Source organism: Mesorhizobium sp. P2_B11, from assembly GCF_056404855.1.
On the sequence record NZ_JBFUDF010000002.1, the window covers coordinates 12609 to 26156 of the forward strand.

Annotated in this window: 16 protein-coding genes; 7 read left to right on the forward strand and 9 right to left on the reverse strand. The window is 63.3% G+C overall.

From position 1 onward, the window contains the following. Positions 1 to 125: 125 nt before the first annotated feature. The 3 genes from AC1DYJ_RS04475 to AC1DYJ_RS04485 all read left to right on the forward strand — a co-directional run bounded on the left by AC1DYJ_RS04475 (position 126) and on the right by AC1DYJ_RS04485 (position 2831). A complete protein-coding gene (locus AC1DYJ_RS04475; protein WP_477287793.1) occupies positions 126 to 1403 on the forward strand; it encodes a polyhydroxyalkanoate depolymerase in 1278 nt (425 codons plus the stop codon). Positions 1404 to 1594: 191 nt separating this feature from the next. Then, positions 1595 to 2212, forward strand: coding sequence for a transglutaminase-like cysteine peptidase (locus tag AC1DYJ_RS04480; protein WP_477287795.1), 618 nt, complete (start codon positions 1595 to 1597; stop codon positions 2210 to 2212). A gap of 388 nt (positions 2213 to 2600) precedes the next feature. Then, complete coding sequence (locus AC1DYJ_RS04485; RefSeq protein WP_477287797.1) at positions 2601 to 2831, forward strand: hypothetical protein; 231 nt, start codon at positions 2601 to 2603, stop codon at positions 2829 to 2831. Between the two features lie 89 nt (positions 2832 to 2920). Here AC1DYJ_RS04485 and AC1DYJ_RS04490 read toward each other — a convergent pair whose 3' ends face one another. The 4 genes from AC1DYJ_RS04490 to AC1DYJ_RS04505 are packed head-to-tail and all read right to left on the reverse strand — an operon-like array spanning position 2921 to position 5634. Continuing rightward, positions 2921 to 3289 (reverse strand): helix-turn-helix domain-containing protein, encoded by a 369-nt coding sequence (locus tag AC1DYJ_RS04490; RefSeq protein WP_477287799.1) that lies wholly within the window; start codon positions 3287 to 3289, stop codon positions 2921 to 2923. Continuing rightward, on the reverse strand, positions 3286 to 3807 hold the full coding sequence (locus AC1DYJ_RS04495; RefSeq protein WP_477287801.1) for a Smr/MutS family protein: 522 nt from the start codon (positions 3805 to 3807) through the stop codon (positions 3286 to 3288). The genes AC1DYJ_RS04490 and AC1DYJ_RS04495 overlap by 4 nt, the downstream gene beginning before the upstream one ends. Beyond that, a complete protein-coding gene (mltA, locus tag AC1DYJ_RS04500; RefSeq protein ID WP_477287803.1) occupies positions 3804 to 4904 on the reverse strand; it encodes a murein transglycosylase A in 1101 nt (366 codons plus the stop codon). Before mltA ends, AC1DYJ_RS04495 begins: the two co-directional genes overlap by 4 nt. A 25-nt stretch (positions 4905 to 4929) precedes the next feature. After that, positions 4930 to 5634: a Tim44/TimA family putative adaptor protein gene (locus tag AC1DYJ_RS04505; protein WP_477287805.1), complete on the reverse strand. Its 705-nt coding sequence runs from the start codon at positions 5632 to 5634 to the stop codon at positions 4930 to 4932. Positions 5635 to 5832: 198 nt separating this feature from the next. Between AC1DYJ_RS04505 and AC1DYJ_RS04510 the strand changes: the two genes are divergently transcribed. Then, positions 5833 to 6330: an FxsA family protein gene (locus tag AC1DYJ_RS04510; protein WP_477287969.1), complete on the forward strand. Its 498-nt coding sequence runs from the start codon at positions 5833 to 5835 to the stop codon at positions 6328 to 6330. A gap of 325 nt (positions 6331 to 6655) precedes the next feature. After that, entirely contained in the window at positions 6656 to 7156 is a 501-nt protein-coding gene (gene secB, locus AC1DYJ_RS04515; RefSeq protein WP_142867504.1) for a protein-export chaperone SecB, read from the forward strand. 273 nt (positions 7157 to 7429) lie between these two features. Here secB and dnaQ read toward each other — a convergent pair whose 3' ends face one another. From dnaQ to AC1DYJ_RS04540, 5 genes are all read right to left on the reverse strand, one after another. Next, complete coding sequence (gene dnaQ, locus AC1DYJ_RS04520; protein ID WP_477287807.1) at positions 7430 to 8134, reverse strand: DNA polymerase III subunit epsilon; 705 nt, start codon at positions 8132 to 8134, stop codon at positions 7430 to 7432. 124 nt (positions 8135 to 8258) lie between these two features. Beyond that, positions 8259 to 8843, reverse strand: a complete 585-nt coding sequence (gene coaE, locus AC1DYJ_RS04525; RefSeq protein WP_477287809.1) for a dephospho-CoA kinase — start codon at positions 8841 to 8843, stop codon at positions 8259 to 8261. Between the two features lie 13 nt (positions 8844 to 8856). Continuing rightward, positions 8857 to 9693, reverse strand: coding sequence for a shikimate dehydrogenase (locus AC1DYJ_RS04530; RefSeq protein ID WP_477287810.1), 837 nt, complete (start codon positions 9691 to 9693; stop codon positions 8857 to 8859). Continuing rightward, complete coding sequence (locus AC1DYJ_RS04535; protein ID WP_477287812.1) at positions 9686 to 10285, reverse strand: Maf-like protein; 600 nt, start codon at positions 10283 to 10285, stop codon at positions 9686 to 9688. Before AC1DYJ_RS04535 ends, AC1DYJ_RS04530 begins: the two co-directional genes overlap by 8 nt. 271 nt (positions 10286 to 10556) lie before the next feature. Further along, positions 10557 to 11513: a pyruvate, water dikinase regulatory protein gene (locus AC1DYJ_RS04540; RefSeq protein WP_477426030.1), complete on the reverse strand. Its 957-nt coding sequence runs from the start codon at positions 11511 to 11513 to the stop codon at positions 10557 to 10559. Between the two features lie 266 nt (positions 11514 to 11779). Here AC1DYJ_RS04540 and hemE point away from each other — a divergent pair, with 266 nt between their 5' ends. Next, complete coding sequence (hemE, locus tag AC1DYJ_RS04545; RefSeq protein ID WP_477287814.1) at positions 11780 to 12808, forward strand: uroporphyrinogen decarboxylase; 1029 nt, start codon at positions 11780 to 11782, stop codon at positions 12806 to 12808. A 2-nt stretch (positions 12809 to 12810) separates the two neighbouring features. Next, positions 12811 to 13341 (forward strand): protoporphyrinogen oxidase HemJ, encoded by a 531-nt coding sequence (hemJ, locus tag AC1DYJ_RS04550; RefSeq protein ID WP_477287973.1) that lies wholly within the window; start codon positions 12811 to 12813, stop codon positions 13339 to 13341. Positions 13342 to 13548 lie beyond the last annotated feature (207 nt).

A 13548-nucleotide genomic window follows, 5' to 3' on the forward strand; every position in this document is an offset into this window, starting at 1 on the left:
AGAATGGCATATGTCACGCCACGTGACGTATTGCATCGCAGCAATATCTTGTTAACCTCCGCGCGAGACATTCAAGGCTCGGCGCTGCTCGTCGTCCCTTCGTCACGGCAGCTGCGGAGTACCTGATGTTCTACCAGCTCTACGAAATGAACCATGCCGCCCTGCAGCCCGCGCGGCTCTATGCCGATGCGGTGCGGCTGTTCTACACCAATCCCCTCAACCCGTTTTCGCACACGCCGTGGGGCCGCTCGATCGCCGCGACCGCCGAACTCTTCGAGCGCACGACGCGCCGTTACAGCAAGCCGCATTTCGACCTGACCAAGACCGTGGTCGACTGGAAGAGCGTCGAGGTCAGCGAAAAGACGGTGTGGTCGAAGCCGTTCTGCAACCTCACCCGCTTCGAGCGATCCGTGCCTGCTGGGCGCAAGGCCGACCCCAAGCTTTTGATCGTGGCGCCGATGTCGGGCCATTATGCGACGCTGCTGCGCGGCACGGTCGAGGCGATGCTGCCCTATGCCGATGTGCACATCACCGACTGGGTCGACGCCCGCATGGTGCCGGTGACCGACGGCCATTTCGACCTCGACGACTATATCGACTACATCATCGACATGCTGCATGCGCTGGGGCCAGACACCCATGTGATGGCGGTGTGCCAGCCTTCGGTGCCGGTGCTGGCGGCGGTGGCGCTGATGGAAAAGCGCGGCGATCCCTTCGTGCCCTCGACCATGACGCTGATGGGCGGGCCGATCGACACCCGCCGCAACCCGACCGCGGTCAATCTTCTGGCCAAGGAAAAGGGCATCGACTGGTTCCGCGACAACGTCATCATGAACGCGCCCTGGCCGGTGCCGGGCTTCGGCCGCGAGGTCTATCCGGGCTTCCTGCAGCTGTCGGGTTTCATGAGCATGAACCTCGACCGCCACATCATCGCCCACAAGGACTTCTTCATGCACCTGGTCAAGCATGACGGCGACAATGCCGAGAAGCACCGCGATTTCTACGACGAATATCTGGCGGTGATGGACCTGACGGCGGAGTTCTATCTGCAGACCGTCGACACGGTGTTCGTGCGCCATGCTCTGCCCAAGGGCGAGATGATGCATCGCGGCGAGGTGGTCGACACCAAGGCGATCCGCAACGTCGCGCTGTTCACGGTCGAGGGCGAGAACGACGACATTTCCGGTCTCGGCCAGACCCAGGCAGCACACGACCTGTGCCCCAACATTCCGGCCGACCGGCATGCCCACTACATGCAGCCGGCCGTCGGCCATTACGGCGTCTTCAACGGCTCGCGTTTCCGCTCGGAAATCGTGCCGCGCATCGTCGATTTCATCACCAGCTATGGCCGCCAGAACCGCGTTGCGGTGAAACCGAGGCTGGTCCGCTCCGCCAAGGGCTGAGGCTCGACACAGCCGTGGCGCGCATTGCCTGCGGCAGCGGGCGACTTTGCGCGCCAGAGGCGTTCTGTTGCACAATAGACGCTGTCGGGCGGGCGCGGGTAACCATGCTGGAGAATCTGGCTCCCCCGATAATTGACACGGAGTGTAAATCCCCTTTAACCTTTCGTTAACAACAAGGGCGAACGGGGACAATGACTTCCTCACCGATGGCACGGACGCTGCGCTTGTGCGCCGCAGCAGGGCTGGCGATCTCTGGCTGCTGGGCAGGGCCGGCACTGGCGGGCGGCGCCATGGCGACGGGCGGCATGACCTCGCAGCCGATCGGCCATTATGATTTCTGCAAGTCGCATCCGAGCGAATGCTCGATCCGGCCAAGCAATCTCAACCCCGCCGCGATGACCGACGCCTTCATGCGCAAGCTGATCAGCGTGACGTCAAGGGTCAACGCCACCGTCAAGCCGATGAGCGACTACGACATTTACGGCAAGGACGAAGTCTGGGCCTATCCCGACAAGGGCGTCGGCGACTGCGAGGACTATGTCCTGGAAAAGCGCCGTCAGCTCTCCCGCTCTGGCGTATCGCTGGCCGATCTGCTGATCACCGTCGTGCGCAAGCCCGACGGCGAGGGCCATGCGGTGCTGACCGTGCGCACCGACAAGGGCGACTACGTCCTCGACAATCTCACCGACAAGGTGAAGATCTGGGACGCCACCGGCTACCGCTTCCTCAAGCGGCAGGCGATCGACAACACCGGCCGCTGGGTCTCGATCCGCGGTGGCCAGCAGGTGCTGGTCGGCGCGGTTCAGTAAATACGGACACGGCGGTTTCGAACAGGCTGCTGCAGGCAGTCCATAACGACGCCTTGGTCATTTTCACAAGATAGGTCGGCGCTGCCCCTCATTGCCCTGCCGGGCATTTCTCCCCGTATAGTGACGGGGAGAAAGAGCGCCGTCATTGATGAGTTCGCCAATCACCAGCGGTGCGGCAAACGGCAGCGACGCCGAAGCTATTCCCTTCTCCCCGTCGCTATACGGGGAGAAGGTGCCGGCAGGCGGATGAGCGGCAGCGCCAGCGTTGCCGACCGCGCCTCCCGAACCACCCTCCAAAAATTTTCACAGTCTCCGTGAACCAAACCGTCTGCGCCGGCGACACACAGCCGTAAACAGAACCCAACCAATCCAACAATGGAGACTTCAAATGACTGCTTTCTTGCGTAACACCTTCCTGGCCGCCGTCGCGGTGTCGTCGCTGGCCGGATCGGCTTTGGCCGATCAGACCATCCCGAGCTGCTCCAAGACCTCGACCGAGAGCAATTGGGGCAACCGCTGCTGCGAAGTCAGTGGCAAGAACTGCCTGGGCGGCCGCGGCGGCAATCATGACAGCACGGGCGGCCGCGGTGGCCCCAACGGCCCGGCCGGCGCGAAGTAATCTCGCCATATGCCCGCTGGCTATCCGCCAGCGGGCATCGCTTGCGGGATGAGGTGAATGCCGGAGGGAGTTCGTGCCCTCGGCCCAGCCTACGCCCGCCGTCCAAGTGCCGCCCGGATCGACGCCGTGATGCGGCGAAGCTCGGCTTCGTCCAGCTTCTCGATGTTTTCGGCCAGCAGATTGGCAAGTTCGGTGGCTGCCGGGCTGAGCCCTGATGTATCGAGTTTTACGCGCGGGTGCGAAGCTTCGGCCAGCCGCGCCAGCTCCTCGGCATCGTCCCAGATGACATTGAAATAGCCGATGATCTTCTGGATCAATGTCCAGGTCGGCGCACCACGGCGGCCATGTTCCAGTGCCGACAGATAGGCAGCGCTAACGCCGATCGCCTGCGCCATGTCTTTCTGGCGGACGCCGCGCTCGGCTCGAAGCGCCCGGAGTTTTTCGCCGAATGGCGTCATCTCGAGAGCCGCCTCAACCGGACATAGAGCGCGCCCGAACCGCCATGGTTGCGGGCGGCGTGGTCGTGGCTGGAGACCAGCGGCCGGAAGGCAGGCGTCGACAGCCAGGCCGGCACGGCGCGCCGCAGAACGCCATCGCCGCCCGATGACGAACCTTTTCCCGTAATGATCAGGACATAGCGGATGCCGCCGGCATGCGCCCGGTGCAGGAACGAAAACAACAGCGAATAGGCCTCGTCCTGCGTCATGCCGTGCAGATCGACGCGGCCTTCGATCGGCAGCCGGCCTTTCTTCAGCTTGTCCAGCGTCGGCTCGTCCAGTGCATGCGCGACATGCTGCGCCTTCGGCTTGGCGGCAGAGACCGAATTTGTAGCAACCGGCGCCTGCACCGGTTTGGGGTCGGCGACGGTGTCCGGGATGTCGACCGCCGTCCGGCCCTTCAGCGGCCGGGCGGTGCGTGCCACCAGATTCCACAGCACCCGGTCGTCTTCGCTGAGCTTATCGGGGCGCCGGCTCATCGATTCGTTCCCGAAACGAGAGCGCGTGGAACCAGCGCGTAAAAATCGGCGTGATTGCGCACGACCCCGGCGATCTCGCCGGCGGCATCGCCGGAGCCGGCGAACAGATCGCCCCGCGCCGGCCCGGTGATGGCCGAGCCGGTGTCCTGCGCAATCATCAGCCGCCGAAACGGTTTTTGCGCGAACGCGGTCAACGTCGGGGCGTCGATGTAGAAGGGCGTGCCAAACGTGTGCAGCAGCCGGTCGACCGCAAGCGAGCGGCCCGGCGTCAGCGGCACCTTGGCGGCCGCGATCGGACCGAGCGTAGCGTCGTCGACTTCCGCTTCGCGAAAGAAGATGTAGGAGCGGTTCTGCCACAGGATTTCGTCAATGCGGTCGGGATGCGCCCTGAACCAGGCGCGGATCGACTGCATCGTCACGTTTTCCAGCGGGATCTCGCCGAGATCGGCGAGGATTTTGCCCGGCCCCGTAAAACGCTGGCCGGATTTGGCGGCATAGGTGACGCGGCAAAGCCGGCCGTCGGTCATCTTCAGTCTGGCCGCGCCCTGGACATGGATGAAGAAGGCATCGACTCTTTCCGCAAGCCAGGCGATTTCCAGGCCTTTCCCGGTGAGCGCGCCGCGCTCGATCTGGCCGCGGTCGAAATACTCCACCGGCCCCTGCGGCGTATCGCGGGCGAAGGCGAGATACTCGTCCATGCCTTCGGGACGGTTGGCGCCGTCGATGTCGATAAGATCGGAAGGCCGCCCCAGCAGCGGCACCGTGAATTCATCCGTGCGCACCGGCGAGGCCTCGACCTCCGGCTCATAGAAGCCGGTGACCAGACCTGCATTTTCAGCCTGAACCTTTGCCGGAACGAAATGGCGCTCGAAGAAAGCCCGCGCCGCCGACCGATTCGCCGGCGAAACGGTGCGTGCCTCGTCATAGGCGCCGGCAAAGGCATCGAACCGGACGCCGAGCGAACCGGTGCGGTAAGGCTTGGTCAGGATATGGAAGGCCGAACGGCGGAAGGCTTCGTAAGCGGGCAGGTGATCGTCCGCTTCCCAGCCGGGGAGATCGGTGAAGGATTTTTCGACGAAAAGGGACGATAGCGACACCGCAGCCTCGCCAATGGTCCGGATTTCAGTCTTCTTCCTCGGTGGCGACCAGCTTCCAGTTCGGATCGCGCGAGCGCGTGTCGCGGGCAAAGGTCCAGACGTCCTTGACCTCGGCCACCGTCTCGGGATCGCCGTCGATGACGGCGCCCGCCTTGTCGCGGGTCGCCGAGATCAGCTCGCTGACGATGCGCAGCGTGATGTGCGCCTCGCCACCCTTCATCTCGGCCGAGACGATGTCGGCCTTGTCGATACCGACAAAGGAGGACTGGATCTTTTCGGCTTTCGCCTCGCGGTCGCCGATTGCGGCGACGAAACCGTCAAAAACCTCTCGCGACAACAGGTTCTTCAGCGTTTTGCGGTCGCCATCGGCATAGGCCATGACGATCATCTCATAAGCCATCTTGGCGCCGTCGACGAAACCCTTGGGCTCGAAGGACGGATCATTGTCCTTGATGGTGCGCAGGCCCTTGTTGAGCTCGGTGTCGGGCTTGGCGAACGCGTCGATGGCCGCATAGGTTTCGGCAGCGGTTTCGCCCGGCAACCGCTTGCGCGGCAGCGAAACCACATTTTCGGGCTTTTGGGTCGCGTCCTTGTCGGTGCGGCTGGCCGAATAGGGATCGAAGGGCGGGCGTTCGCTGCCCGTGCGGCGGCCGAGCACGTTGCGCAGCTGGAAAAAGATCACCACTGCGGCAATCAGAAAGAAAATGGTGCCGAAGTCGAAGAATCCCATATCTTTCGCCAATCAATCCCTGACCTGGCCGGGACCGCCGGCCAATCCGGGCCGCGGTCGCATAGCGTTCAACATGCAAAGCATATAGAACGCATGGCGCAATCATTCAAATCAAAGGCAGGCATACCTATCTAACGGCCTCAGTGCCAGCGGCGATTGTACGCCGCCCGGCAAAACATGGAAACGATCGGTCAAGACTTGCGCATTTCCTTCCTCCCTCTGTTCCTGCTTGCGCTGCCGCTGCTGGAAATCGCCGGTTTTGTCATTGTCGGCCGCGAGGTCGGGGCACTGGCGACGGTCGGCCTGGTGCTGGCTTCCGGCATTGCCGGTGTGCTTTTGCTCCGGAACCAGGGTTTTGGCGTCATGGCGCGGGTGCGCGCCGAGATGGCCGGCGGCGGCGATCCCAGCCGCCAGCTCGCGCATGGCGCCATGATCGTAGTCGCCGCGATCCTTTTGATCATCCCCGGCTTCATCACCGACATTATCGGCCTGCTTCTGTTCCTGCCGCCGGTGCGCGACCTTGCCTGGAGCCGGCTCAAGGGCCGCATCGTCGTCGCTACCGATTTCACCGGCGGTTTCCGCGGCAGGTCGCGCGACAAGGTCATCGATCTAGACGACGGCGACTATTCGCGCGAGGACGATTTCAAGCGCGGGCCCGACTACAATTCGCCGTGGCGGCGTTTGAAAGACGACTGAGACTGCGCTTCGTCATCCTGGGGCGGAGCAAGGAGCGAAGCGACGCGCGCAGACCCCAGGATCCATGCCGCGACCTTCGAACGCTGCAACGGTGCAGAACTTGGGGTGTCAGCGAGACGATGGCCATTCTGAACCGCCGCGCCCTTCGACCAACGTCACGGCATGGATCCCAGGGTCTCCGCGACGCCGCTGCGCGGCTGCTTCGCCCTGGGATGACGAACCGAGAAGCAAGGCGGCAAACCTTGTCTTGTCATGCCGACCATGCTAGCCAACGCCCGATTTCAATTCGGTCAGCGCTGCTGCCCAGGCAAAAGGATCAAGGCTCATGGCCAGCAAAGATGACGCGCCGGTCGGCGCCGCAAACGGCAACGGCGAAACGGCACAGCCGTCGCTCAACGTGCTTGCCCAGTATGTGAAGGACCTGTCCTTCGAAAGCCCCGGCGCGCCGAACTCGCTGCGCGGCCGCGACAAGGCCCCCGGCATCGCCATCAACGTCAATGTCAACGCCAACCCGCTGTCCGACAAGCAGTTCGACGTCAATCTGACGTTGAACGCCAAGGCCTCCTTCGACCAGGAAGTGCTGTTCAACGTCGAGCTGGTCTATGGCGGCGTCTTCGCCATCTCCGGCTTCCCGCAGGAGCACATGCTGCCGATCCTGTTCATCGAATGCCCGCGGCTGTTGTTCCCCTTCGCCCGCCAGATCATCGCCGAAGCCACCCGCAACGGCGGCTTCCCGCCGCTGATGCTCGACCCGATCGATTTCGCCCAGATGTTCCAGCAGAAGCTGGCCGAGGATCAGGCGGCATCGAAGGTCAAGGTGAGCTGAGGCAAGCGTCACGCGTACGAGTTGAGAAGCCCGGCCTTGTGCCGGGCTTTTTGTTGGAGGCGCCGGCGGGACAGCGCCCCCCTCTGCCTTGCCAGGCATCTCCCCCACAAGGGGGGAGATTAGCAGCTTGCGCGACCGCGCCTGTCCGTACAACGCTCGAGATTGGCGAAGGCCGGTGTGACGCCTGATCTCCCCCCTCGTGGGGAGATGTCCGGTAGGACAGAGGGGGGCGCGAAGGGGCGCAACGGGATGACGCTAATCCCGCTCGAAAGACTACCCCGCCGCCACCTTCAGCCACAGCGCCTTTTCACCCAAGGTCGCGACCAGCCCGGCATGCGCCGCACGCTCGGCCTCGGTCAGGCGTGGGGGCAAGGCGATCGGCCGGGCGGCGATCGAGATGTCGATGTCGGCGACGTCGCCATTGCCATTGACCTGCACCGCCACCGTTTCGAGAATGAGCGCGGCCTGCTTGCCGCCGATCAGCTCGATATAGACTTCGGCCAAAAGTTCCGAATCGAGCAGCGCGCCGTGCTTGGTGCGGCGGGTGTTGTCGATGCCGTAGCGGCGGCAGAGCGCATCGAGCGAATTGGGCCCCATCGGGTGCTTGCGGCGCGCCAGAGCGAGCGTGTCGACCACGCGGCCGGTATCGATCGCCGGTCGGTCGAGCCGGCTGAACTCGATGTTGAGGAAGCCTATATCGAAGGTGGCGTTGTGCGCGATCAGCTTGGCGCCGTCGGTGAAGTCGAGCCATTCCTGAGCGATTTCGGGAAATGTCGGCTTGCCGACCAGGTCGGCGGCGCTGATGCCGTGCACGGCCTGCGCCTCGGCATGGATCGCGCGCCCTTGCGGATTGATGAATTTGTGGAAGGTGCGGCCGGTCGGGAAGCGGTTGACCAGTTCGACGCCACCCAGCTCGATGATGCGGTCGTCGCGCATGTCGAGGCCGGTGGTTTCGGTATCGAAGATGATCTCACGCATAGAATCAGCTCACTTTATATGAGCAGAATCATACACCGGAACAAAATGGCAATGGGCAATGCCGACAGCCTGCCGTCAGGAGCCTTATGGGCCGGACTTATCCCCCGGGAGTTGGCTGGCTGGTTTAGCGCCCCGACAGTTCGGCGATGATGGCGTCGACAGCACCGCGGGCTGCGTCCATCCCCTCGCCCGTGTCGATGACAAAATCGGCCTGCCGGCGTTTTTCGGCATCGGGCACCTGCTTGGCCAAGATCGCCGCCAGCTTTTCCTCACTCATGCCGGGCCGCGCCAGCACGCGGGCGCGCTGGATGTCGGCCGGCGCGGTGACGACGACGACCTTGTCGACACGGTTGCGGCCGCCGGTTTCGAACAGCAGCGGAATGTCGAGCACGACCAGCGGTGCGCCGGCTTCGCGGTGCTGCGCCAGAAAGGCGTCGGCATCGGCCCGCACCAGCGGGTGAACGATTGTCTCCAACGTCTTCAGCGCAGCGGCGTTGCCGAGCACCCGCCGTGCCAGCTCGGTGCGATCGACCGAGCCGGCAACCACGGTTCCAGGAAAAGCCGCCTCGACCAGAGGCGCCGCCTTGCCGGAATAAAGCCGATGCACGGTTTCGTCGGAATCATGCACCGGCACGCCGGCGTCGGCGAAAATCTTGGCCGTCGTCGACTTGCCCATGCCGATCGATCCGGTGAGGCCGAGCACGATCATCGTTTGGCGCCCATCATTTGGCGACCTTGCCAACAATGTCGGCGACGATCATGTTGCGCAACTCCGGCGTGACCTCCGGCCTCTTGCCGAACCAGCGCTCGAAGCCGGGCAGGGCCTGATGCAGCAGCATGCCGAGCCCGTCGACCGTCTTCAGGTTTCGCGCCCGCGCCGCGGCAAGCAGCGGCGTTTCCAGCGGCACATAGACAATGTCGGAAACGATGGCATGACCCGGCAGCCCGGCGGGATCGGCGGCGAGCGTGACATCGCCATGCATGCCGAGCGCCGTGGTGTTGATGAGCAGGCCGGCATCGCCAAGCAATTCGCCGACCGCGCCATGCGCCGTGACGCCAGCGCCGAAGCGGTCCGCCAGTTCCTGCGCCCGCGCGAAGGTGCGGTTGACGATTCGGATATCTTTCACACCGCGCACCTTCAGCGCGTGAATAACGGCGCGCGACGCGCCGCCGGCGCCGAGAACCACGGCCGGACCATTCTTGTCCCAGCCCGGCGCGCGCTCGTCGAGATTGCCGGCAAAGCCGAGCCAGTCCGAATTGCCGCCCCACAGCACGCCGTCATCCAGCCACAGCATGTTGACGGCGCCGGTTATCTCGGCCGCTTCGTCGCGGCGCTCGACCTTGGCGAAGGCCACTTCCTTGTGCGGGATGGTGACGTTGCCGCCCTGAAGGCCGTTGGCCTGCAATGTCCTGAGGAACTCGGGAAAATCGGCCGGCGCGACATCGATGGCGCGATAACTGCCGTCGATGCCGTATTTCGCCAGCCAATAGCCATGGATTTTCGGCGAGCGCGAATGGGCGATCGGATGGCCGGTGACAAAAGCTTTCTTCTCAACCATCGATGTCTCCGAGCGCACGCAATTCCTTCAGCACCGGCAACAGCGGCAGGCCGACAATGGTGAAATAGTCGCCTTCGATCTTTTCGAACAGCTGGATGCCTTCGCCTTCGATCTGGTAGGCGCCGACGCTGGAGAGCGCCTTGGCGCCGACGCGGGCGAGATGCCGGCCGATGAAGGCAGGATCGAGCTTGCGCATGGTCAGGCTGGCGATGCCGACATGGCGCCACAACACCTTGCCGTCGCGGCACAGCACCGCGGCGCTGTTCAGCTGATGCGTTTTATCAGACAGCGCCAGCAGATGACGGCGGGCGCCTTCCATGTCGGCCGGTTTGTGGAACACCTCGTCGCCCAGCGACAAAGTCTGGTCGCAGCCGAGCACCAGCGCCCCCGGCCTGCGCTCGCTGACCTCGGTGGCCTTGGCCTCGGCGAGGATCAGCGCGACGTCTTCGGGCGACACGCCGCTATCCTGCAACGGCGCCTCGAGCGCGCGCTCGTCGACATCGGCCGGCACGGCTTCGATGTCGAGCCCGGCGTTGACGAGCATGGCTTTTCGGAACGGACTGCCGGAGGCGAGGATGATTTTTTCGGTCATGGTTCACTCGGGCGCAGGAGCGGTTCGATTTTGATCTGCAACGTCGATGCCGCCCCTCATTGTCCTGCCGGACATTTCTCCCCGTATAGTGACGGGGAGAAAGGGGCAGCTTCAGTTTCGGCGCCGTCTCCTGTAACGCCGTCGATTGGCGAAGCCATCGACGACCAGCGCCCCTCTCCCCGTCACTATACGGGGAGAGGATGCCGGCAGGCAGGTGAGGGGCAGCGCCGAACCTCCGCCAGGAAGCGCGGCAAACTCATTCTTCGCTCATCTATCTATTCTTCCCCCTGAGGGCAACGATCGCCGCAGCGGTCTCCTCGATCGAGCGGCGGCTGACGTCGATCATTGGCCAGTTGTGGCGGGTGCAGATCTGGCGAGCATAAGCGAGCTCTTCGGTGATCAGGGCGCGGTCGACATAATCGGTCGCCTCATAGGTGCTGCTGTTGCCCAAGATGCGATTCTGCCGGACATGCGAGATGCGTTCTGCAGTGGCGATCAGGCCGACGATCAGCGGCTTCGAGGCGCTGACCAGGCTTTCGGGCACCGGCACGCCGAGCACGATGGGGATGTTGGCGGTCTTGATGCCGCGGTTGGCGAGATAGATGCTGGTCGGCGTCTTCGACGTCCTGGAAATGCCGATCAGCACGATGTCGGCATCATCCATATTGGCCGGCAGCTGGCCGTCATCATGCTCCATGGTGAAGTTGAGCGCATCGATGCGGCGGAAGTAGTCGGCGTCGAGCACATGCTGGGCGCCGACGCGGCGGCCGGCCGGGGTGCCGAGATAGGACTGGAACACGGTGAGCACCGGCTCCAGCACCGAAACGCAGGGAAGGCCCATGGCGGCACAACGCTCGTCTATGCCGCGCGCCAGCTTCTGGTCGACCACCGTATAAAGAATGATGCCCGGCTCCTCCTCGATGTCCTCGAACACTTTCGCCACCTGCTTTTCGGTGCGGATGAGCGGGTAGATGTGCTCGATGGCGCGGGCATCCTTGTATTGCGCGGAAGCCGCGCGACCGGCCGCCAGCAGCGTTTCGCCGGTGGCGTCGGAGATCAGGTGCAGGTGGAAGAAGCTCTGGGGTTTGTTCACAGGGGGCGCCTCAGGCTGTGGGCTTGTGTGGATAAACAGGGACCGGGAAGAGGACCGGCCGGAGGCGACTGTATCAGATGGCGAGTTGTCCACAATTCGATGCGCTGTCGGCTTCGTTGGGCGGCTGGGGACAATTTTGGGGACGGTCGTTTTTGTTCGGGCTCCATCCACAGGGCGCGTTTTGCAGCGCTGTCGTCAAGCCTTTGACTCCAGTAATGGAATCCTGGTCATCCACACTCTCCGCCAATCCCGCGAGAGAAGCACGCGACAATATGCTGGCTGGCCTTTTCGAGAGCGAAGCGGGACAGGTGACAACCACCACAACCAACAGACTCTTAGAATCAGAAGATTCTAGAAATAGACTATTTAATTATAAGAGAAGGCAGGGAAGAGAGCGCTCAATGCCCGAGAACCGCATCATGCTGGACGTTCTGAGAGGCAAGGCTGTGTTTCCGCCGCCGCTCTGGATGATGCGTCAGGCCGGGCGCTATCTGCCGGAGTATCGCGAGACCAGGAAGCGCGCCGGATCGTTCCTCGATCTCTGCTACAATCCGGACCTGGCTGTCGAAGTGACGCTGCAGCCGATCGAGCGCTTCGGCTTCGATGCCTCGATCCTGTTCTCAGACATCCTTGTCGTGCCGCATGCGCTCGGCCGCGACGTGCGCTTTGAGGAGGGTCGAGGACCGCTGCTGACGCCCATCACGGCACCGGAGATTTCAGCGCTCAACAGCGAAACGTTTCACGTGAATCTCTCGCCCGTCTACGAAACGGTTCGGCGGCTGCGGGCAAAGCTGCCTGACGAGACGACGCTGATCGGCTTCTGCGGCGCGCCGTGGACGGTGGCGACCTACATGATTGCCGGCCACGGCACGCCCGACCAGGCGCCGGCCCGGCTGTTTGCCTATCGCGAGCCAGAAGCCTTTAAGCAACTCCTGAAGGTGCTGGCCGATCATTCAGCCGCCTACCTCATTCGCCAGATAGAAGCCGGCGCCGATGTCGTGCAGATTTTCGATTCCTGGTCCGGCGTGCTCGACGATGCGTCTTTCGAGCAGTTCTGTGTGCAACCCGTGGCGGAGATTGTCAGGCAGGTGCGCGCCGTTCATCCCGATGTTCCAATCATCGGTTTTCCCAAAGGTGCCGGTGCTCGCTATGAGAGCTATCGTGAGAAGACCGGTGTGACGGGGCTGGGGATCGACTGGACGGTGCCCCTGGCGGCAGCGAAGGCATTGCAGGCCGGTGGCGCCGTGCAAGGCAATCTCGATCCCTTGCGGCTCGTGGCTGGCGGCAAGGCGTTATCCGACGGCATCGATGCGATCCTGAAGGCGCTGGGCGACGGACCGTTGATCTTCAATCTCGGCCACGGCATCACGCCGGAGACACCGGTGGCGCATGTCGAGGCAATGGTGAAGCAGGTGCGGAGCGCGTCATGACCATGATGGGCAAAGATCAAAGCGGCGCCGGCGCCATGCGTCGCGCGGCCATCGCCATTGCGGTGTTCCTGGTGCTGGCCGGGCTGTTGTTCCTGTTCGGCCCTGATGATTTCTATCCCTGGGCCAAGGCCATCCATGTCATTGCCGTCATCTCCTGGATGGCGGGCATGCTCTATCTGCCGCGGCTGCTGGTCTATCACGCCGATACCGAGAAAGGCTCGGCTCAGTCGGAAACCTTCAAGGTGATGGAGCGCCGGCTGCTGCGCGGCATCATCAACCCGGCCATGGTCATCACCTGGGTGTTCGGCCTGTGGCTCGCCTGGAAGGGCTTTGGTTTCCACGGCGGCTGGCTGCACGCCAAGATCGGCTTGGTCATTCTGATGTCGGGCGTGCACGGCTATCTATCGGGAGCGGTGAGGAAATTCGCCGAGGATCGCAACGAAAAACCGGCCAGGCACTGGCGGATCGTCAACGAGATCCCCACATTGCTGATGATCGTCATCGTGGTGCTGGTCATCGTCAAGCCGTTCTGAGGCTTCGCAGACGACCTGAAAACCGGAACCGGTTTTCTCAGAAAGCACGATGCGGAGCCCGAGAGGTGCTCCGCAAAAGGCGGCTTGCTCTTTCAACCGACCGACGATACAAGACGGGTCTTCCTTCCCGTCATGCGCCGCCCATTTCGCTTTTCGGCCGCGCCCGGCATTTGTCGCATCCAGCCGATATTTCCCTCAAAAAGCCTA